The sequence below is a fragment of the Clostridium homopropionicum DSM 5847 genome (genome assembly GCF_001263795.1).
In the GTDB taxonomy this organism is placed as follows: Bacteria; Bacillota; Clostridia; order Clostridiales; family Clostridiaceae; genus Clostridium_H; species Clostridium_H homopropionicum.
This window is the reverse complement of record NZ_LHUR01000018.1, coordinates 21,045-42,719: the sequence shown is the minus strand read 5'-3', so window position 1 is coordinate 42,719 and position 21,675 is coordinate 21,045. Positions and strand designations below refer to the sequence as shown.

The window sequence follows — 21,675 nt, the reverse complement described above, 5'->3', positions numbered from 1 at the left end:
TCTTTTTTAGCTTATTATTCTTCTTGCTGCCGAAAATCTAGATTTATAATAAGCTTCACTTAGATCGCTTATCATAACCTTTCTTTTTCCAGAAGATGCATGAATGAATTTTCCATTTCCTATGTATATACCTACATGGCTGTCTGAGCCAGTAGTATCGAAAAATACAAGATCCCCTGTTTTTAAATTACTTCTAGAAATGGATTTTCCCATAGAAACCTGTTCTCCTGTATAGTGCGGAAGATCATATCCAAATTTACTATACACGTAAGAAGTAAATCCTGAACAATCAAATGCTTTAGGTCCTGACGCAGCCCATACATATGGTCTTCCTAAGAACTTATATGCATATTGGATTAGTTGAAAAGAAGCGCTGCTGCTTCCTCTAGACAACTGTTGTCTTTCTGACTCCTTATCTGGGACTTTAATGATTCTATTGCTTTCTACCTTTGTGGAACGAACACTAATGCCTTGGGATGATTGGACTCCGACGTCAGCTTTTGCATCATAGCTGTATAAAGAAGTTATAACTCCTAATGTTAAAATGAATAAAAATGGAGCTATAAATTTCCTAAGGGTAGCCTTCACTTTTTTTCCTCCTTTGAGCCTTTCATTGTTAACGTTTCCATTAGTCAATTAAAAGTTATTCATTTTGTTACAAATTATTATTTATTTTTACCTACTTTTTTTATTATATTCCATTTCATTAATATCTGTCAACTTTTTTAGAAATATTGGTTTTAAATCACACATTCCCAATTTTTTTCATAATCGCTTTTCTTTTCTTACCTTTTTCAACTAAAAATTCCAAAATAATGAATTTATTTTTTTTCCAAAAATCAAATGTATTAAAATTATCTTCTTCAATCTTTACAAAAAAATTTATTATACCAAAATCTTTAGTAAAATATTCTATTATTTCTTTTAAAATTATACTCCCTAAGCCTAGATTTCTATATTTTTGACTAAAAAAAACATAATTAATCCAAACTTCGTTAGGGTTTTTAAACTCTGCTCTTCCCTTTAAAATACCAGTTAATTCATTATGTATTTCTATTTTTAGAAAGAACTCGCATTCATTTAAATAATATTCTATAAATCTTTCATAAAATTCAGCTTCATTTATAAAATCTAAATTATTATTAATAGGTTCTACCTGACAAGTAATCCATCTATATATATTTCCTAAATCTTCTTTTTCTATACTAGTAATTTGAATTTTATCCGAATTTATTTTAATATCAAACATTAGTTACACCTCAGTATTTTAATTCTACAAAAATTAATTTTTCCCTTTAAAAAAGCCTTCAAGTTTTATCTTGAAGGCTTTTTTTATTAAGATTATCAATTCTCTTCATATATTAAGGTAAGTCTAATAATTTTTTTAATTAATGCTTTTGTAGATTTATATGGCATTCCATACATTTTCATCTCTCTAAATACTCCTGGATTGTATCGTTCTATTTTCATAAGTATTCTATTTATTTCATTTGGAGTATAATCTTTTTTTCTTGTTAATTCATCACCAAATTTTTGAAAAGACTCTTCTCCTATCTCCATCATTTCTGGAATAATTGCCATAAAGCTTGGCTCATATATTTCATAAAAATTATTATATAAGGCCATGGGCATTGGGACCATATCGTATTCCATATCTATATCACTTTCATCACTTATGTTCATGTTTTTTAAATCTTCTTTACTATATTCCATATATGCACCTCCTAATTTTACCTTTATTAATAAGTTATGCATATAATTCTAATTTAAATACACTTCAATAATTAATTTTATTCCACTGCTATTAAAGTTATTTTAACAACGTTGTCCATATTCTCTACTTCCTCAATAAAAGTATTTAATTCAACGTTCATTGCTGAAATATCCAATGTAATTGTAACGTTAGCAGCATTATTTACAGGAATATCTTGATTAATGGTTAATATATTTCCGTTAACCTGTGCCATTCTATCTAATATTCTTGATAAGGTACCTGCTTTGTGAGATAGAAGGAATCCTATTGTAGCCTTTTGAACATTGGTTCCTTCAGCAACTGAAAAAACATAGTCCTTATATTTATAATAAGAACTTCTGCTTATTCCAACTAACTTTACTGCATCTGAAATGTCTTTAGCTTTGCCAGTTCTAAGCATTTCTTTTACCTGTAAAACCTTTTCAAATATATCTGGCAATATTTGTGTATTAATTATTAAGTATTTATCCATAATTCCTCCTAACTAATAAATAAATTTATCTATTCGTTTTTCTAATACTTCGTATACTTTCTCACATTTTTTATTAATATCATAAACCAAATTTATAGTATCCTTTATTTCAGATTTTTTCCTAAATACAATTGTTGAATTAGTTAAGGTATTTGCACTATTTGCTAGATTAACTGATACATTAGAAAGATAATATAATAAATTCAACATAGGAAATAGGTTATTTTCATAAATTTCCTTTTCACATGGGTCTAATGGTAATTTGCAAAGTTCATCTTTTATTATATTAATATTAGTTAAAATATCAGTTGCATCCTGTATACTTTCGCTTAGTTTATCATCTGACTTTTGGCATTGAATCATATTTTTATCATCTTGATTTTTTGCTTTTTCATCTAACAAATTAGTTTTGTCCTTATCAACTTTATTATCTTTACTATTTTTATTGTAATTCATTTTTCCCTCAATAAACTAAATTGTTTTATATTATAATTACTATTATGAATGGATTTTAAAAAAAATACTTTCATGTATTATACTATTTTTTATAACTCTTATTCAAGTAAAATAAGTGGACATAAAAAATACACCCACTGGGGTGTTAATTAAAAATCACAGCTTACTAAATTAATTGAAATTAGTCAACCATAATAAACTTGTCTCTTTCTAGAATGTGCTGATTAATCCATTGCACTACAAATTCTAGTATATCCATTAAATACTTTTGCTGTTCTTGATCAACCTTTTTTAAATCAACATTATTAATTTTTTGTATAAAATTATCATGTTCAATTTTGTGAGAGAAGAATTTTTTATATTTTTTATTTAACATAAATTCTTCTTCAGTTTTAAAATGAAAAATTGTATACTCTTTTAATTCCTCTAATATTTCAATGATTTTGTCATATTTATCAGTAAAGAAATCATTTTTTAAAAGCTCATATGCCTTATTTGCAATATTGAACAATTCTTCATGCTGAGTGTCTATTAATTCCACTCCAATACTATAATCCTCTTTCCATTTAAACATATACAATATCCCCCTCAAAATTGTAATTTATTCAAGATTATATCACCATGATTAATGATGTTCAAGTAAAATATGTAAATATTTTATTGAATTATTAAAAATATCGAATTTTTTTTATAAATTTTTGTAAATATATGTTATAAAAATAAAAAAAATAAACCGATTTAGAAAAACTTTCTAAATCGGTTTGGTGCAGAAGATGGGACTTGAACCCATACACCTCGCGGTATGCGCCCCTTAAACGCACGCGTCTGCCCATTCCGCCACTCCTGCATAGTATAAATAATATTTACCTATATAATTATACTATCATAATACACACTGTCAATAGTCTTATAATAAAAATTTAGAAAAAACTAATTTTAAAAACTTTATATAATCTCCATCTTGGCCATATAAGAACTTATAAATATTATAATTTACTTCTATCTTTTTTACATATTGGTCTGTTTCTTTAAAGGGTATGTAATCTAATTTTTTTCCATCTTTAGAGTATTCTTTATTACTTAGCCACTTATTAACGTTCCCTCTGCCACCATTATATGCCGCTAAAATCACAGTAGTATCAGTGCCAAATTCTTTACAAAGATCATTTAGATACCAACATCCAATTTTGATATTTAACTCAGGGTCATACAAGCTATTTATATCAAAATTATCTATTCTTAATTTGGATGCGGCCCATTTTGCAGTAGAAGGTGTGATTTGCATAAGTCCTCTAGCATCTCTTTTTGAAACTGCATCTACTTGAAAATTACTTTCTGCTTTAATTACAGCGGCCACAAATAGTGGATTCAAATTATACTCATTTGAATATGTTTCTATATATTCTTTGTAGTTTAGAGGATAAAAAGTTTTTACTATGTTTTTTAAATTTAAAACTACTAATAATAAAGTTAAGATCAATACAAATATCATTGACTTTTTTCTATTTTTTTTCATTACTCCTCCCTAATATTTTTTATAGCTGCTAAAATTTTATTAATTTGTTCTCTAGTTTTTTTAAGATCTCCAGAGTTATCTATTATAAAATTTACCTTCGACTTTTTTTCTTCAAGTGTCATTTGAGAATTTATTCTATCTAATACCTGGTGTTCTTCAAGTAAGTCCCTTTTAATAACTCTGTCTATCTGAATTTCTCTGCATACCCATACTAAAATGTTAGCATCCATATCCTCATGAATGGAATGCTCAATTAAGGTAGGTGCATCTACAATACATATTTCTTCTCCTAATTCATTGTATTGATCTAATCTTTTAAATATTTCTGTTTTTATAAATGGTATTATTATTTTTTCATAATTTATCCTGTGTGTTTTATTTTTAAAAATGTAGTTTCCAAATTCGCGTCTCTTTAATTTCCCATTTTCATCTACAAATTCAAATCCAAAATCAGTTTTAATTTTCTCAATTATCTCTGGATAAAGCTCTAATACCTCTCTTGATATAATATCTGCATCAATAATAGGGATATTTTGTTCCCTTAAAATATTAGATACGGTACTTTTCCCGCTTCCAATTCCCCCTGTAAGTCCAACTTTTATCATAATAACCTCCATTATTTAGCCTCATACCAGTTATTCCCTATATTTATATCTGCCTCAAGCGGTACAGATAATTCCATTGCCTTTTCCATTTTGTCAATAATAATTTTTTTAACCTCTTCTAATTCATCCTTATAAACATTTAGTATCAATTCATCATGAACCTGAAGTATTAAAGAAGTTTTTAACTTTCTGTCTTTTAATTCTTTATATACATTTACCATAGCAAGCTTTATTATATCAGCAGCACTGCCTTGTATTGGTGTATTCATTGCCAGTCTTTCCCCAAAGGCTCTTAATATTTTATTGCTCGACTGTACTTCTGGTATAAATCTTCTTCTATTCATTATAGTTTTTACATATCCATCTTTATGTGCCTGTTTTATTACTTCATCAATATACCTCTTAACCATAGGATATCTTTCAAAATATGCATCTATATAAGCTTGAGCCTCTTTTCTTGAAACATTTATATCTTCGGCTAAACTAAAAGACCCTATACCATAAACTATCCCAAAATTTACTGCTTTAGCATTACTTCTCATTAATGGAGTAACCTTATCTATATCTACTTTAAATACCTCTGAGGCTGTTCTTCTATGAATATCCTCATGATTCTTAAAAGCATTTATAAATTTTTCATCCTTAGCAATATGAGCCAGAACTCTTAACTCAATTTGAGAATAGTCTGCTGATAATATTAAACAATTATCATTTTCAGGAACAAATACTTTTCTTATTTCCCTTCCCATCTCATACTTAATTGGTATGTTTTGCAAGTTAGGCTCAGTACTTGAAAGCCTTCCTGTAGTTGTTACAGTCTGATGAAAACTTGAATGAATTTTATTGTCTTCATCAATGACATTTTTTAAACCTTCTACATAAGTTGAATCCAGTTTAGTAATTTGTCTATACTCTAAAATTTTAGGTATTATTGGATGTTTAGCTTTAAGCTTTTCTAGAACTTCAGCATTTGTAGAATATCCCGTTTTAGTCTTTTTAACAGTAGGCAAGTCAAGCTTTTCGAATAATATTTTCCCTAACTGCTTAGGAGATTTAATATTAAATTCTTCTTCAGCCAAAGAGAATATTTCTTTTTCAAGTTCTTGAATTTTTATTTTGAATTTTTCCCCTATTTCAACTAGTCTATCCTTATCCACCTTAAATCCTAAGGTCTCCATTGAAGCTAAGACCTCAATAAGCGGCAGCTCCACCTGTTCAAACAGTCTTTCCATTTCCAACTGGTGAATTTCTTTATTTAACTCTTCAAACAGTGATTTTAAATAGAATACCTCTTTGGATTTTATTTCATCTGCTTCACCAGATAATTCTACATTTAATTTTTCTTTTACTAATTCGCTAATAATATAATCCTTACTTTCAGGCTTTATCAAATAAGCAGCTATTTTTGTATCAAAAATAAGCCCCTTAATAAAAATATTATCTTTGTTTAAGGCCACATATGCCATTTTACAATCGTGACATACCTTTTGTATTTTTTCATTTTCAAAAAAGTTTTTTAAAAGTGCTATTGTTTCTTCTGAATTTGCATCCTTTATTTTCTTTATCATTATGCAATATGTAATATCGTTATTTTTCAAATAAAATTTATTGAATTCTACTTTTGAAAATATATTTGGATTTAAAAATTCAAACTGCATATAAATTGTATTTTCTATACTTTCTAAGACCTCTTTCAAACTTTCTAATGAATCTATTACTTCAAATATAAAAGACTCCTTTGTTTCTTTTATATTTTTATCTTCTATGTTAGTGACTTCTTTATCGCCATCATCATCTAAAGCACCCATAAGTGATTTAAATTCAAGTTTTTTAAATAATTCTTTAATTCCTTCTTTGTTGTAGCTTTCCTTTGATTTTATATCTTCTAAAACTATATCAATTGGAACATCAGTCATTATTGTTGCTAACTTTTTACTAAAAATTGCTTGTTCAGTATTTTCTATAAGATTTTCTTTTAGTTTTTTCCCCTTTACACTTTCTATGTTTTCTAATAAGTTTTCAATACTACCATATTCAGCTATTAGTTTATAGGCAGTTTTACTTCCTACGCCTGGAACCCCTGGTATATTATCAGATTTATCGCCCATTAACCCTTTTACATCTATAAATTCAGTTGGAGTAACACCAAATTCCTGAATCATTCTATTTCTATCGTAAATTTCTTTTTCACTCATACCCTTTTTATTTATTACGACTTTTACATTGTCTGTTGCAAGTTGCAGTGCATCTCTATCACCTGTTACTATATATACTTCTATATCTTTTTCTTCAGCATATTTTGAAAGAGTACCAATTATGTCATCTGCTTCAAAGCCATCAATTTCAAATATATTAATTGCTAACATTTGAAGAAATTCTTTCAAAATTGAAAACTGTCCTCTTAGTTCTTCTGGCATTTTTTCTCTACCAGCCTTGTAATTTTCATATTTCTCATGTCTAAAAGTAGGTGCTTTTTTATCGAAGGCTGTGACAATGTAATCTGGCTTTAATTCCTCCCTCATTTTCAAAAGCATTTTTATAAATCCATATATTGCATTGGTATGAATACCTTCGGAAGTAGTAAATTGAGGTAGTGCAAAAAACGCTCTATACATAAGACTATGTCCGTCAAGTATTAATAATCTCTCTTTTTTCATTATAAACCTCCAAAAAAATTTGCATCTTCTATTTCATACGTTATAACTAGTTTACCTATTTTCTCTATTTATATCAACCTTGCTGTGAAAATAATAAATATTAATACTTAAATTATCATATTCTAATGACATAAGTCACTTTAATTAATTTTCATATTTTGATAGAATATAACTATATTTTACTATACGAGGGAGGTAATAACATGAATGCCCATGAAATAGATTATAAAATATACGGAGATGATATGCAATTTGTTGAGATTCAACTGGATCCTCATGAAAGTGTTGTTGCTGAAGCTGGAGCAATGATGATGATGGATTCTTCAATTCAATTAGAAACAATTTTTGGAGATGGAACTGGCAGTGAAGGTCCAGGATTCATGAATAAGCTTTTTGGAGCAGGTAAAAGAGTTCTAACTGGTGAAAGCTTATTTATGACTATGTTTACAAACCTTGGAGTTGGAAGACAAAGTGTCAGCTTTGCATCACCTTATCCTGGTAAAATAATTCCTATGGATTTAAGTAAATATGGTGGAAAAATTATATGTCAAAAAGATGCTTTTTTATGTGCAGCTAAAGGTGTTTCTATAGGAATTGACTTTAGGAGAAAACTTGGAGTTGGCTTCTTTGGCGGTGAAGGATTTATACTTCAAAAGCTTGAAGGAGACGGCCTTGCCTTTGTTCATGCTAGCGGAACTATTATTGAGAAAAAGCTAATGCCTGGAGAAATTCTTAAAATTGATACTGGCTGCCTTGTAGCCATGACAAAGGATGTTCATTATGATATTCAATATATTGGTGGAATAAAATCAGCTTTCTTTAGCGGTGAAGGTTTATTCTTTGCTACAGTTACAGGACCTGGTTCTGTATGGATTCAATCTTTACCATTTAGCAGGCTAGCAGATAAAATAATATCTTCTGCACCAATGGTTGGAGGAAAAAGAACAGGTGAAGGAAGTGCCTTAGGGTTCTTAGGAGATATTTTAGATGGAAAATAAGAAAAATGCGAAGCATTTTTCTTAAGTAACCAGTGACCAGTTTCCAGTGACCAGTAAATGAAATAATTAAGCGTAGCATAATTATAAAATCCGCCATTGTAGCAAGCTACAATAAGCATAATGAGCTACGCTCATATAAAATTCTAGTTTTGCTTCGCAAAACTTCCTTTACTGGTTACTGGAAATTGGTTACTGGTCACTAAGAATTTTACGTCGTAAAATTCTCAGTATATGTCACAAAAACATTTCTTGACTTAATTTTGGCAATATGATATTATAATATTCGTCAAATGCGCCGAAGTGGTGGAATCGGCAGACGCAATGGACTCAAAATCCATCGCTGGCAACAGCGTGCGGGTTCAAGTCCCGCCTTCGGCACCAATTTTATTAACGATTTAAGGACTTTGGATTAGTATCCAAAGTCCTTTTTAATTGTTTTATCTTTCTAATATTTTGTTAAAGCATCTAAAGATGCTGCATTTATTGGATATGCAATAGGTGAAGATGTAAGAAGTGGATGAGTAGCAACTTGGAAAGTATTTAGTTCATTAGCAGTTAAACCTTTCTGGATGGCTAAACTCAATATATTAATCATTTCACCAACGCTTTCTCCACCAGATATTTGTGCTCCTATAAGTACTCCAGAAGTTCTCACAAATATTAAAGTTAAATCTAATGTGTTTGTTCCTGGAAGGGAACCTGGATGCTTGTCCATAGTTGTAAACTTTCCTACAATTACTTCAAATCCTTCTTCTTTAGCTCTTCTTTCTGTAAGTCCAGCAGCTCCAAAGGATTTATTAAATATTTTTGTTGAAAATGCACTTATAGTTCCTTTATTTTCCCTTAAATATTTTAATCCATATAGATTACAAGCTGCCACTTTTGCTTCCATAGCAGCAGTAGATGCAAGTAATATTGGAATATTTTTATTAGTAAATAGACATGTCTTTTCAGCACAATCTCCTACTGCAAATATATCTTTTTCGCTAGTTCTCATATATTCATCTACAACTATCGCACTCTTTTCATTGACCTTTATTCCTGCTTCTTTTGCTATATTTGAATTAGGAACAACTCCCATACCTAGAATAACTGCATCTGCTTTTATTCTTTCTCCATTTTCAAGTTCAACTTCTTCAACTTTTTCATTGCCTAAAATATTTTTCACCTTAATGCCTGTCATAACATTAATGTTATTTTCCTTCATTTCTTGTTCAGCAATATCACAAATTTTATTATCAAAAGCCTGCCATAAGCATTTTTCTGCCACTTCAACAATAGTTACATTTTTACCATCTTTTTTTAGTTGCTCTGCAAATTCTACACCAATAAATCCTCCACCGATTACTACTATGTTTTGCATATTAACTAATTTATTTAAGATATCATTTAAATACTCTTCATCCTTTAGAATTGGGAATACATTGTTTAAATCATATCCATTAATAAACTTAGGTATAATTGGAAGTGAACCTGTTGCAATTACTAGCTTATCGTAAGATATTTCTTCATTTTCTGCTAAAGATGCAATCTTGTTTTCCTTATCAATTTTTACAACTTCGTCTATTAAAAGCTCAACTCCTGCATTTAATATCATTGCATCTGGTATTCTATTTTTACCTGCATCTTTTAATGTTCCAAATATGTAAGGTATTCCGCAAGGAACCATGACTGTCTTAGTTTTTCTTATAAGCATTACCTTTTTATCTGTAAATACCTTTTTAGCTGTGGTGGCAGTAAGTATTCCACCTGCACTTCCTCCTATTATTAAAATATCTGTTTTAATCATTTTTCCCCCTCCACTTCTATTACTTATTAAATAAGGATTAATATCAAATTTGGCATTTGCTAATTTAATATTAATCCTTATTTAAGTTATTGTCAAATGCTAATAACCATTTTTATCTTGTATACTAATCCATTTCTCTGCACCACTTTTTACAAATATCAGCTTTTTTACTGCAAATAACCTTATCCGAACCGCAAGCAGGGCAAGTATATTTATCCTGCTCATAGTTTATCTCATATAGATTACCACACTTAAAGCATTTAAATTTGCAAAATTTTGCTCTATAATTGCCACCGCTTATTCTAATAGCATTTCCATTGGTTAAACCTAAAGCTACTTTTTTTCTGGCACTGTCTATAATGTTTTGAAAAGTTTGTCTTGATACTTGCATTCTTTCAGCACACTCTTCTTGATTTAGTTCCTCAATATCCTTAAGCCTCATAGCCTCCAGTTCTTCAACTTTTAAAACTATTTCTTCAATTTCACATTTAGGTTTTCCCCAGGGAACAAAATATGTATCCTCTGGGAAGAACTCTACTCTTCTAAATTTTGTTGGTCTTGCCACTTTAAATCCCCCCTGCACTTATTACATAATCCAATAAACATAATATTTGAATCATATATTTCTAAATTATTTTCTTCCTCAATTTTCTTGTTTAATTTTAGATAGTCAAAGTTTAAACTTCGACTATCTATATCAATTATACTATTACATTTAATACATTTAAAATGAATATGCAAGGGCTTTCCACTAAATATCTTCATTTCGTAATAACTTGTTCCATTAATATTTATTTCTTTTACTATTCCTAGCCTTTTAAATATCTTTAAAGCTCTATATACTGTAGCAAGACCTATATTGGCTTCTTTTACTTTTTCATATATTTCTTTTGCTTGCAAATGTATACTGCTATCTAAAATTATTTTTAATATTTTTTGTTTTTGTACTGTAAATTCATAACCATTTTTTTCTAAAATCTTTTTAAAAGGCATCAAATCCTTTTTCATAATATCATCCTTCATAATTATTCATTACAGTGACCCTCATGTTCATGTTCCCTACAAACACTTCCTGTTGATTTTAATTCACCATTTATATATTTTTGTACAATTTCATCGCTAAAACCTTGCGCTCCAACTACAACTTCAATTCCATTTTCATTAAATAGCTCTTGTGCTGTTTCTCCCATACCTCCTGCAATAATAATATTTATGTCTAATCCTTTTAAAAATACTGGAAGATATCCTGGTCTATGCCCTGGATTTACAGTAAAGTTTTTATTTAATGCTTTACCTTCCTCTACTTCATATATTGTAAACCCTTCACAATGTCCAAAATGTCCACTTACATATTTTCCTTCACTTGCAATAGCTATTTTCATTTAAAATTCCTCCCTATTATTATTTATTAAATTTATTTTAAACATTCTTTTAAAATATTGTAGGTATACTCTATTATTTCACTACAAGATACCCCTTTTTTCTTTAACTCTAAACATTCAAATGTACCGTATTTTTCTTTTATTTTATTCATTATTTCTTTTGCATATTTTCTTGATTCATTTCTAACTGCAGCTTCTTCTCTTCCTTTTACTGAACCCAAAGCTATAATTGCACCTGTAATTGCTCCACAGGTACTTCCTACAGCCATACCAGTACCAAACGGACTAGCAATGGAAATTGGGATACTTGAATTGTTTTCTTCATTAAATGCCTTCACTATAGATTCAGTGCAATTGTATCCTTGCTTATAGTATTCTAATACCTTTGCCATTTGTATTACCTCGTATTTTTTATATTTAACTAAGTTTTCTGTATATTAACTTATATTAAGCTTTTCATATTACTCCACATCTCTTCAATGGCTTTTTCTGCTATACTCTCTTTATAATGAGTTATAGGCTTTAATTCATTTATAGATTTCATAACTGTATCATCATATGGAATTTTACCTACTAATTTTAAATCTTTACCATTAATAAAGCTCTCTATTTCTATAGACATTTCTTCATTAATGTCATATTTATTTATACAAACCATGGTAAAAACTCCAAAGTGTTCACATAAGGCTACTACTCTCATTAAATCTTCAAGACCTGATTTTGTAGGTTCTGTAACAACTAATACTGCATCTGCTCCTGTTATTGAAGATATAACAGCACATCCAATGCCTGGAGAACCGTCAATTATAGTTAATTTTTCATCTTCATTGAACTTTTTTCCATTTTTCCTTAAATACGTAATTAGTTTTCCTGAACCATCACTTCCTATGTCCATTTCTGCTCTTGAAATTATTCCTTTATCAAGTTCAGTTACAAATGTATCTGCTGTTTTTTCATCAATTAATTTTATAGCATTTTGTGGACATATTAATGTACATGCTCCACACCCTTCGCAAACAAATGAATTTATAGTGCAATTTTCTATAGCATTAAATCTACATATACCCTCACATTTTCCGCATTTAATACAAAGTATTTCATCTATAATTGCTTTTTTGCCTCCTATAAATTCACCCTCCTCAATATCCTTACCTTTATAAAATAGATAAAGATTTGGTGCATCTACATCACAATCTATTCTTATTACATCTTTAGCAAGTTCAGCTAATGCTGTTGCAATTGTAGTTTTACCTGTTCCTCCCTTTCCACTTAAAACAACTAATTCCAAAGTAGCACCTCCCTCGCTCCCTTTGAAAGCTTATCAAACACTATTTTATAGTGCACATAATCATATAATATTTTCCCCTTTGAATAAAGAACTGCCGTCTCCCTTCCATAAGGTATAACACCAATCAATCTTATTTTTTCTTCTTTGCAATATTTTTTTATTATATTCTCCTTTCCATCATCCTTGTTTATAACTATGCCAAAGGGAATATTATACATTTTAACAAGTTCTACAGCTAATTTTAAATCATGAAATCCAAATTCTGAAGGCTCTGTAACAAGTATTGCTCCATCAGCATATTTTAAAGCATTTACTACGTTGCAAGAGGTTCCCGGTGGACAATCAATTAAATTTATACCTTCTGGTAAATTTTTAAGAAGTTCTCTAATAACTGGTACTGCCATAGGTTCACTTATATTTAAAATTCCTCTGCTGCAATTTATTTCTCTTCCTTCTCCTCTTTCCATTCTACCTATTTCTCTTTTTTCATAAGTTATAGCACCATATTTACAGGCTATTTGACACGTTCCACAGCCATGACATAGTTTTTGAAAAAGTATAATATCATCTTTTACTTTTGCAAGAGCATTAAATTCACATACATTAACGCAAGCTCCACAAGTAGTACATTTATTATCATCTATAACAGGATATTCTACCATAATCTTTTCTGTTTTATTCACTTTAGGGTTTAAAAACAAGAAACCATTTGGCTCTTCCACATCACAGTCTATATAATTTGCCTTTAGTGCAAGAGCTAGATTAGTTGAAACTGTAGTTTTTCCTGTTCCTCCTTTACCACTAAGTACTGCTATATTCATCGTATCTTCACCTCCAATCTAATGACTTCCTCCATGATATGCAGGTCCAGACATTTTTATTTCTTCAAGTTCACCCTTCTTATATTTTTCTAACACTGAACTAATAGCTACATTTTCACATTTATAAGATTTTATTCCTGATTTTTCAATAAGCTCAAAGGCGTTAGGTCCTAGATTTCCTGTAATAATAACATCTATGTTTTCATCTATTAATTGATTAGATGCTGCAATACCTGCTCCTCCGCTAGAATTTTGACCTTTGTTTTCTAAAACTTTAACCTCTCCACTTTCAGTATCATGAATTTGAAAATATTCACATCTTCCAAATCTTTTATCAAGTAAATCTTCACTATTTTTTCCTGTTGCTGAAATTGCTATTTTCATTATTCTCCCTCCAATTTATTAATAATCTTTGTAACAATAGGATTGATATAAAATCAGCTCCTATATATTAAATTGGCATTTGCCAATTTAATATTACTCCTATTTTTTATTATTGTCAAATGCCAATAATAGATTTCTAATACAAAATTTCATCAGTTGAAATAATTGGTACATATGATATAATTTCAAAGTGACGATTTTATATTTTTTAATATTCGAGGTAAATTAGTATGATATCTAAATATAATAATAACACTGATAAACAATTATCTGAAAATCACATAGATTCTATATCATTTCACAACACAAATCTGAAAAAATTAAGAATTGACTGTCAAAAATGTTTTGGATTGTGTTGTATTGCACTTTACTTTTCTGCATCAGAGGGTTTTCCAACTGACAAGGAAGCTGGCAAGCCTTGTATAAACTTACAACATGACTTTCGTTGCTCTGTTCACAAAAACCTTAGAAATACTGGCCTTAAAGGCTGTACTGCTTATGATTGTTTTGGTGCAGGCCAAAAGGTATCTCAAATTACATTTAATGGAAAGAATTGGCGTCAAGTACCGGAATTAGCACGCCAAATGTTCGAGAGCTTTCTAATTATGAGACAGCTTCATGAAATGTTGTGGTACCTTTCAGAGGCATTAAATCTGCACTCTTCAAGAGAATTGAGTAATAATATAAGTTCAATGATTTTGGAAACAGAGCACCTTACTGCTCTAAACCCTAATTCCCTACAAGAATTAGATTTAACAGCACATCGAACAAAGGTTAACTCTCTACTTTTACAAACTAGCGATATGATACGTTCTAAATATCACAGCAATCAAAATAATCCTTCGAAGCAGCTGAAACCTCTTGCTAAAGGTATAAATTTTTTTGGTGCAGATCTGAGGAAAACCAATCTTATAGGTGCTAGCCTTCGAGGAGCATACCTTATTGCAGCAAATTTCAAAGGGTGTGATTTAAGTGGAGCTGACCTTATTGGAGCTGATTTACGCGATGCTGATCTAAGCGGTGCTAATCTTACAAACTGCATTTTCTTAACACAGGCACAGATCAATACTGCGAAAGGCGATTCTAAAACAAAATTACCTTCTTCACTAATACGTCCAGCCTATTGGTTAAAATAATTAAATACTAAAAAATCCAGTAGAATATTATACATTCTACTGGATTTTTTATCTATTACTCTAGTTCTAATTTTCCCGTTTCAATCAAATAAAAAAGTAAATTCACAATTTGCTTATCTATGTATCCTTCTTCTACCTCTTTCATCATAACACTTTTAACTTTTTCAATAGGCATCTTTGATCTATATGGTCTATCTGAATAAAGCGCATCAAAAATATCTACTATAGTTATGATTCTAGTAACTACATCTATTTCGTCTCCCTTTAATCCATGAGGATACCCTTTTCCATTTAATTTTTCGTGATGATGAAGTATTGGTCCTAAATACTTATTAAATGCTCCAAGTGGTCTGCAAATCTTTTCACCAATCTCTGGATGCTTTTTTATAATCTTAAATTCTTCATCTGTTAACTTACCTGCTTTATTTAGTATTTGTTCAGGTATGGCAACTTTACCTACATCATGAATTATGCCAACTACCTCCAATGTATCTAACTGATCTTTACTAAGATTCATGCTTTTTCCTAAGGCTGATGAAATTGATGATACTCTTCTAGTATGTCCATCAGTATAAATATCTTTTGCTTCAATAATATTAGCAAGTGATAACATTAAACTTTTTGAACCTTCTATTTCATTATTGTATTCCTTACTAGTTAATTCGTATAATCTCCTATTTTCATTATTTGACGCCTCAAGTTCTTTGATTTTTTCTTTTAGCTCATCAGATAATCTTTTTTTATCTAAGGCATTATTAATAATTTTTATAAGTTCCTCATTGTTCCATGGTTTTTCTAAATAGTAATAAACGCCTACCTCATTTATACTTCTAATGGCATTTTCCTTATCAGCATATCCTGTCAATAAAATCGTTTCTGTCTTTGGAGAAATTTTCTTTACTTCCATTAAAAATTCTATACCGTTCATTTCTGGCATTATAAAGTCAGATACAATTACATCTACTTCCTTTGATTGAAGCATCTGGCTATATAAAGCTTCGGTTGGCGTGTTAAAGGTTACTATGTTTTGTTTTGTCTTCATTTTGAGTAATAAGGATAAGGTTTTTGTTATCATGAGTTCGTCATCAACAACCATTATTGTTTGCATAGGTCACCTCTATTTATTATTATATTTTTCTTGATTGATTGGAATTTTAACTGTAAATGTGGTTCCTTTACCTTCTTCAGAATCAACAAGAATAGAACCATTGTGTTTTTTTATAATATTATTACTTAGGGCAAGTCCGATACCCGATCCTGAACCAGGCTGCTTTGTTGTAAAACCATATTCAAATATCCTATAAATATTTTTACTGCTTATACCACACCCCGTATCAGTTATTTTAGCATAAACAAAAGCTTCGTCAGCACTTGTCTCAATAGTAATAGTACCTTTTTCATCAATTGCTTGAATTGCATTTATAATTATATTCATAAAAACTTGATTAATTAAGCCTATATAACAGGATACATTAGGTATTTCACCTAACTTTTCTTCTATATGAATGCGATTCTTATGAAGATTAGTTGTTAATATAATTACACTTCTTATACTTTCATTTATATCTGCTGGCATAAAATCAGCTTGGTCAATTCGCGAAAAAGAACGTAAGCTTTTTATTATTTCTTGAATTCTTTTACTAGCTTCCTCTGAAAGTACAGCAGATTCTTTAATATTTTCATTCATTTCTCTTAACATATCTAAATCTTCTATATTTGATACTTCCTCAGCCATAAGCTTTATCATATTAACATTTGAATTAATTGTTCCAAGTGGGGTATTGATTTCATGAGTGATAGCTGCTGTCAATTGACCTACTGAAGCCATTTTTTCTGTTTGTGTAATAACCTCGTTATAATTTACCATCTTATTCAAAAGCCGATTGGTTACATTAGCTAGTTCATAAACTTCTCTTACTGTTTTCTTATCTATTGTTAGAGAAGGATTTACATTCTCATACTTTTCATCTGCCAACTGCTCCATTTGCCTCTGCAAAATATTTAGTGGTCTTAAAATTGGTTTTGTCATTATATTAGTTATAATCCTCATAATTATTAGTAAAAATACTCCTCCAAGTAATAATGAAGCAATTATACCTAAATATATCATCCATGCTAGTCTAGAATCAATTCCAACTCTAATCTCTCCCACTTCGCTGCCTTTTTTATCAAGAATCATTTTTGAAACTTTTGTTCCTTTATAATTTTCTTTATCAAATTCTAGAGGAGCATTATTAATTTCTTTATTTACTGCTGTATTTAAAAAAATCCTAGAATTTCTTTCAAAAACCACATCCCCCTGAATCTCTATCATTATACTAAATACAGGAATAATATTACTAACTCTATTCATTTCTTTCTGAAACATATCATTTTTTAAAAAATCTTTAGCTTCAACATTAGTTTTGGTATTTTCTGTTACTCTTGAAACAATCGTATCTATATGCTCTATATAATATTTAGAGGTACTTGTGCCAATAATAAATAGCATTCTGTTTACTATAAACAAAAACATAGCACTCATTATTATAACAGTAAAAAATGTTGATAAATTTACCATAAATTTAAAACGGTTTTTTAAGCTTTTATGTTTTCTAAAATCTATTTTATCTTTTTTACAATTATCTTTCATATTATCACCTGTATATCACTATTTTCCCTTAATAGAATACAATTATATCATATTCATAATATATTCTTAAGTATCCTAAAATTAATATTTAATGAATTTATTTATAAAAAATAACAATTTAAAAGCCACAGTTGACCTGTGGCTTTGTGACTTCAATTAAATTTTAAATTTTTGTACCATTTCGCTTAATTTTTGTGACATCTCTGCCTGTGCTTGAGCTGTTTTAGAAATTTGCTCCATTCCAATTGCTGCTTCGTTTACCCCGCCCTTTATATTTTCTGCATTATTATTTGCATTCTGTGCTTGATGAGCCATTTCCTGTATAGCAGAACTAACTTGCTCCATTGTTGCTGTAATTTCTTCTGACATGGAAGCTATGCTTTCAGACATATTAGCAACGAACTCTGCATCATTGTAATAGTCATTCCCAGTTTCTACGAAACTGCTAAGCTGAGGTCTAATATGTTCTCCTATAAATTGTAGTACTTCATTGCTATTATCCTTCAACTCTAAAACAGCTTCCCTAACTTCTGTTATTGTATCTTGAATTTTAACTACAGCTTCAGAGGATTGCTCTGCAAGCTTTCTAACTTCCTCTGCTACAACCGCAAAGCCTTTTCCCTGCTCTCCTGCTCTAGCTGCCTCAATGGCAGCATTTAGTGCTAGGAGATTTGTTTGTTCTGAGATACTTGATATAGTATCTGCCATAACTTTTATATTCTCCACTACCTCTGCTTTTTTCAGAGCTTGAAGAATATTCTCCTCTTTCTCTAAATAAATTTTATCTGTACTATCAACAGCTTCATTGCTGTCATCTCTAACTTTTATTGCTCTATTTTTTATAGCTTCTGATTTTTGACTACCTTCCACAGCTTGAGCCGAAAGGGTCTGTAGGCTTGAACCTACTTCTTCTGAAGAAGCTGAAACCTCTTCTGCTCCTGCACTAGCTTCTTGTGTACCTAATGTTATTTCTTCAGTTTGGGTATTAATTTCCTCTAGCTTTGCAGACATTTCCTCAACTGTTGCAGATAGTTCTTCACTGCCTGCACTTAAATCCTGAACAGAATTAACTACTTCTCTAATAAGTTCTCCTACATTGCTTTGAGCCTCATTTAGAGCTGCGGCAGTTTGTCCAAACTCATCCTTCCTAGTAACATTTATAGCTTTTGAAAAATCAGAATTTTTCATCCTCTCTGCAAAATCCTTTAATAAGCCAAGAGGATGAACAATATTTTCGAGAATTATTACTGATATTATAACTCCAATTAATATAGAGATTAAGACTAAACCTATAAATATTATTATTGTATTTCTATAACTTATATCACTTTGTTTTTTAACTTTATCTGCTTCTTTAATGTTATAATCTGATAATTCTATCAAATTCTTTTGAAATTCATTTGCTACAGCCTCTACTTTATTAAATTCATCCTTAGCTTCCTTTTGCTGCCCAGCTAAGGCTAGTTTAATTGTCGCCTCTCTTCCTTCTCTATATATAGCCATATTTGCTTCAAGAACTTTCATCAAATTTTTTTCAGATTGGTCTAGTTCTGAGCTTTTATATTTAGTAAAATTCTCGTCAGCAACTTTTTTTCTTTCTTCAATATCCTTTACTTTTTCATTCTGCTTTTCTTTTTCACCAGTATGTAAAATTAAATAATAAATATCTGCTTCTATAGCTCTTGCTTGCGCTTTATTGTCCATAAGATACTGTAATGACAACAGATTATTATTATACATATCTGTCATTCCATCATTTGCCTTAGAAATATTTATATATCCTACTACTGATATAATACCTATTAATGCTAGCATTGTTACAGATAAAGTAAATATTTTTGTTCTTACTTTCAAATTTTTAAACATAACTTATACCCCCTATTTAATAATGTTTCTACCCAAGAAGCATTACCAGGCTTACCTAATATATACCATTGGATAGCATCACACCCAATTTACCTTTTACCCAATCAAATCTAACCTATAATGGTATACTATTAATATATGACAAATATACAAATTTATTTTACATAAATTTGTATTATTCATCAATAAATACTAAATTTTGTCCTGGTTTATTCTCTGACAATTGTAAAAATTCCATTTTATTGTTGAATTAAATTGTTTTATATATAAGTATGTTATTTAAAATAGGATACTTATATATAATTTGACATTATGTTCAAAATCAGGAGGAACACACATGAAAAACAATAAAGGATTTGGAAACTGTTTATCAGAATTATTGAAAATTTTTAATTTGAAAGGAAGTAGACTTGCCAGGGGAATAAATGTGGATTCATCGCTAATATACAAGTGGCTGAGGAATGAAAGAGTTCCATCATATAATTCCACTTATATTGATCTTATAACAAATTTCTTTATTAATAATATTAGTAATTCTTTTCAAAAAGAAATTGTAGTAGAAGCTTTAAGAAAATGGTCCCTTGAGGAATTAGCCACCGAAGATATTTCTATTGAAGAAGCCATTAGAACTTATTTAAAAGAAGCACAAGGATATTCAATTGAACTATTGTCAAAGGAAAATAATAAAAAAAGGCAAGCTAAAAGTTTATCAAAAGATATGCTATCCTCTGGAATTGATTTTGTAAATATTATTACTGGAGAGGATGGAGTATTACAATCCGCTTTAGATATCTTAGAAAATATACCAAAGTATCCAGAAGGTAAAGATGATACAATACTTATTACTTTAAATAGTAATATGGATATTCTGGATAATTTCAAAGAGTTTAATATTAAATGGAAGAAAGTGCTTCACAAAATATTGAAAAATGGATGGAAAATTGTATATTTAGTAAAACTAAATAATAATATAAAAAGAACAATTAAAATTATTGAATATATGCAACTTTCACTTTATACAGGAAGATATGATATTTACTATTATAAAGATAGTTCTCTTGGATTCATGGGCAATGAACTTATTGTTGTACCAAATGTAGGGGCTTTATACTGTTTTTCCTCAAAACTTAAAAATCAAGTTGATAGTGCGTTTTTATTTAAATCTAAAGAGAGTATAGAAATTCTATCTGGACACTTTTTTCAACTATTTTCCTCTGCCAAACCTCTGCTAAAATCTTACAATTGGCAAAAAACAACTCAACTTCATCATACGTTTATTGAAGCAGAAGAAACATTGGGTGACAAATATGTTTTTAAAGGAGATATAAATACTATAACTCTACCACTGGACCTTTATAAAAAATACTTGAAATTAACTAAAAAAACTAATGAAGAAATAAAAGAACATTTATTCTTGCATAAGAGAAGGTTAGATGCCTTTGAAGCTCAAATAAAATACTATAAATTTAAGGACATTTTCTTTAAAGAGTCCATTGAAAATTTAGTAAAAGAAAAAATCTATTCCTTTGATCCGTACTTTATATTAGACGATATAACTTTAGATTATAATGATATTAAATGCCACCTAGAAAATATAATTAATATGCTGGAAAAATATGAAAATTACGAAATCGCTCTAGTTAATAAGAAAGATTTTGAGAACATTTCAAAGATATGTTGGATGGTAAAAGAAAATAATGGTGTATTTATACAAAAATTAAATGATAACATAATTAGTCCATACTCTTCCTATAATTGTAATGAAAATGTTGATCTACTAATCTCTGAAGCTGAAGTAGTAGATGCATTTATTAGATATTTCTTATCCATGTGGAGTTCTTTACCTTCAGCTAATAAGGATAAAAAAAAGGTAATAAAGTGGATTAAAAGCCAAATAGAATTACTTAAAGTTTAAATTAA

At 29.5% G+C, this 21,675-nt stretch carries 23 protein-coding genes and 2 tRNA genes; 4 read left to right on the top strand and 21 right to left on the bottom strand.

The genetic code is table 11. From position 1 onward, the window contains the following. Window positions 1-6 precede the first annotated feature (6 nt). The 10 genes from CLHOM_RS06700 to polA all read right to left on the bottom strand — a co-directional run bounded on the left by CLHOM_RS06700 (window position 7) and on the right by polA (window position 7,459). Window positions 7-588, bottom strand: a complete 582-nt coding sequence (locus tag CLHOM_RS06700; RefSeq protein ID WP_052220934.1) for a C40 family peptidase — start codon at window positions 586-588, stop codon at window positions 7-9. A 157-nt stretch (window positions 589-745) separates the two neighbouring features. Beyond that, window positions 746-1,249, bottom strand: a complete 504-nt coding sequence (locus CLHOM_RS06695; RefSeq protein ID WP_052220933.1) for a GNAT family N-acetyltransferase — start codon at window positions 1,247-1,249, stop codon at window positions 746-748. Window positions 1,250-1,344: 95 nt separating this feature from the next. Beyond that, window positions 1,345-1,713, bottom strand: coding sequence for a hypothetical protein (locus CLHOM_RS06690; RefSeq protein WP_052220932.1), 369 nt, complete (start codon window positions 1,711-1,713; stop codon window positions 1,345-1,347). 77 nt (window positions 1,714-1,790) lie between these two features. Next, the gene (locus CLHOM_RS06685; RefSeq protein WP_052220931.1) at window positions 1,791-2,228 is read right to left on the bottom strand and encodes an ACT domain-containing protein; all 438 of its coding nucleotides are present in this window, start codon (window positions 2,226-2,228) and stop codon (window positions 1,791-1,793) included. Window positions 2,229-2,237: 9 nt separating this feature from the next. Beyond that, window positions 2,238-2,681, bottom strand: a complete 444-nt coding sequence (locus tag CLHOM_RS06680) for a hypothetical protein (protein ID WP_052220930.1) — start codon at window positions 2,679-2,681, stop codon at window positions 2,238-2,240. Between the two features lie 181 nt (window positions 2,682-2,862). Next, entirely contained in the window at window positions 2,863-3,255 is a 393-nt protein-coding gene (locus tag CLHOM_RS06675) for a bacteriohemerythrin (protein ID WP_052220929.1), read from the bottom strand. Between the two features lie 188 nt (window positions 3,256-3,443). Beyond that, window positions 3,444-3,528, bottom strand: a tRNA-Leu gene (locus CLHOM_RS06670). Between the two features lie 60 nt (window positions 3,529-3,588). Further along, the gene (locus CLHOM_RS06665; RefSeq protein WP_052220928.1) at window positions 3,589-4,197 is read right to left on the bottom strand and encodes a lytic transglycosylase domain-containing protein; all 609 of its coding nucleotides are present in this window, start codon (window positions 4,195-4,197) and stop codon (window positions 3,589-3,591) included. Beyond that, window positions 4,197-4,802 (bottom strand): dephospho-CoA kinase, encoded by a 606-nt coding sequence (gene coaE / locus CLHOM_RS06660; protein WP_052221028.1) that lies wholly within the window; start codon window positions 4,800-4,802, stop codon window positions 4,197-4,199. The genes CLHOM_RS06665 and coaE overlap by 1 nt, the downstream gene beginning before the upstream one ends. Window positions 4,803-4,813: 11 nt before the next feature. Beyond that, entirely contained in the window at window positions 4,814-7,459 is a 2,646-nt protein-coding gene (gene polA, locus CLHOM_RS06655) for a DNA polymerase I (RefSeq protein ID WP_052220927.1), read from the bottom strand. A 203-nt stretch (window positions 7,460-7,662) separates the two neighbouring features. Between polA and CLHOM_RS06650 the strand changes: the two genes are divergently transcribed. Then, window positions 7,663-8,457 (top strand): TIGR00266 family protein, encoded by a 795-nt coding sequence (locus CLHOM_RS06650; RefSeq protein ID WP_052220926.1) that lies wholly within the window; start codon window positions 7,663-7,665, stop codon window positions 8,455-8,457. 294 nt (window positions 8,458-8,751) lie between these two features. Continuing rightward, window positions 8,752-8,838, top strand: a tRNA-Leu gene (locus CLHOM_RS06645). 64 nt (window positions 8,839-8,902) lie between these two features. Here the strand turns inward: CLHOM_RS06645 and CLHOM_RS06640 are convergent. From CLHOM_RS06640 to CLHOM_RS06605, 8 genes are all read right to left on the bottom strand, one after another. After that, window positions 8,903-10,246, bottom strand: a complete 1,344-nt coding sequence (locus tag CLHOM_RS06640; RefSeq protein WP_052220925.1) for an FAD-dependent oxidoreductase — start codon at window positions 10,244-10,246, stop codon at window positions 8,903-8,905. Window positions 10,247-10,370: 124 nt separating this feature from the next. Then, a complete protein-coding gene (locus tag CLHOM_RS06635) occupies window positions 10,371-10,811 on the bottom strand; it encodes a DUF134 domain-containing protein (protein WP_052220924.1) in 441 nt (146 codons plus the stop codon). Next, a complete protein-coding gene (locus CLHOM_RS06630) occupies window positions 10,781-11,254 on the bottom strand; it encodes a Fur family transcriptional regulator (protein ID WP_052221027.1) in 474 nt (157 codons plus the stop codon). The genes CLHOM_RS06635 and CLHOM_RS06630 overlap by 31 nt, the downstream gene beginning before the upstream one ends. A 17-nt stretch (window positions 11,255-11,271) precedes the next feature. After that, window positions 11,272-11,628, bottom strand: a complete 357-nt coding sequence (locus CLHOM_RS06625; protein ID WP_052220923.1) for a NifB/NifX family molybdenum-iron cluster-binding protein — start codon at window positions 11,626-11,628, stop codon at window positions 11,272-11,274. 32 nt (window positions 11,629-11,660) lie between these two features. After that, window positions 11,661-12,020, bottom strand: a complete 360-nt coding sequence (locus tag CLHOM_RS06620) for a C-GCAxxG-C-C family (seleno)protein (protein ID WP_052220922.1) — start codon at window positions 12,018-12,020, stop codon at window positions 11,661-11,663. Window positions 12,021-12,070: 50 nt separating this feature from the next. Continuing rightward, complete coding sequence (locus CLHOM_RS06615) at window positions 12,071-12,916, bottom strand: ATP-binding protein (protein ID WP_052220921.1); 846 nt, start codon at window positions 12,914-12,916, stop codon at window positions 12,071-12,073. After that, window positions 12,907-13,737 carry a P-loop NTPase gene (locus CLHOM_RS06610; RefSeq protein ID WP_052220920.1) on the bottom strand — a complete coding sequence of 277 codons (831 nt, stop codon included), beginning with the start codon at window positions 13,735-13,737 and terminating at the stop codon, window positions 12,907-12,909. The genes CLHOM_RS06615 and CLHOM_RS06610 overlap by 10 nt, the downstream gene beginning before the upstream one ends. An 18-nt stretch (window positions 13,738-13,755) precedes the next feature. Further along, window positions 13,756-14,121 carry a NifB/NifX family molybdenum-iron cluster-binding protein gene (locus CLHOM_RS06605; protein ID WP_052220919.1) on the bottom strand — a complete coding sequence of 122 codons (366 nt, stop codon included), beginning with the start codon at window positions 14,119-14,121 and terminating at the stop codon, window positions 13,756-13,758. 230 nt (window positions 14,122-14,351) lie between these two features. On the opposite strand from CLHOM_RS06605, the gene CLHOM_RS06600 reads away from it, so the two are divergent. After that, the gene (locus tag CLHOM_RS06600) at window positions 14,352-15,257 is read left to right on the top strand and encodes a pentapeptide repeat-containing protein (protein ID WP_082204374.1); all 906 of its coding nucleotides are present in this window, start codon (window positions 14,352-14,354) and stop codon (window positions 15,255-15,257) included. Between the two features lie 55 nt (window positions 15,258-15,312). Here CLHOM_RS06600 and CLHOM_RS06595 read toward each other — a convergent pair whose 3' ends face one another. The 3 genes from CLHOM_RS06595 to CLHOM_RS06585 form a co-directional block, all read right to left on the bottom strand. Continuing rightward, a complete protein-coding gene (locus CLHOM_RS06595; protein ID WP_052220918.1) occupies window positions 15,313-16,365 on the bottom strand; it encodes an HD domain-containing phosphohydrolase in 1,053 nt (350 codons plus the stop codon). Between the two features lie 9 nt (window positions 16,366-16,374). Then, window positions 16,375-17,889, bottom strand: a complete 1,515-nt coding sequence (locus CLHOM_RS06590; RefSeq protein ID WP_052220917.1) for a sensor histidine kinase — start codon at window positions 17,887-17,889, stop codon at window positions 16,375-16,377. 156 nt (window positions 17,890-18,045) lie between these two features. Continuing rightward, window positions 18,046-19,755: a methyl-accepting chemotaxis protein gene (locus tag CLHOM_RS06585; protein ID WP_052220916.1), complete on the bottom strand. Its 1,710-nt coding sequence runs from the start codon at window positions 19,753-19,755 to the stop codon at window positions 18,046-18,048. 337 nt (window positions 19,756-20,092) lie between these two features. Between CLHOM_RS06585 and CLHOM_RS06580 the strand changes: the two genes are divergently transcribed. Then, a complete protein-coding gene (locus CLHOM_RS06580) occupies window positions 20,093-21,670 on the top strand; it encodes a hypothetical protein (protein ID WP_052220915.1) in 1,578 nt (525 codons plus the stop codon). Window positions 21,671-21,675: the final 5 nt, after the last annotated feature.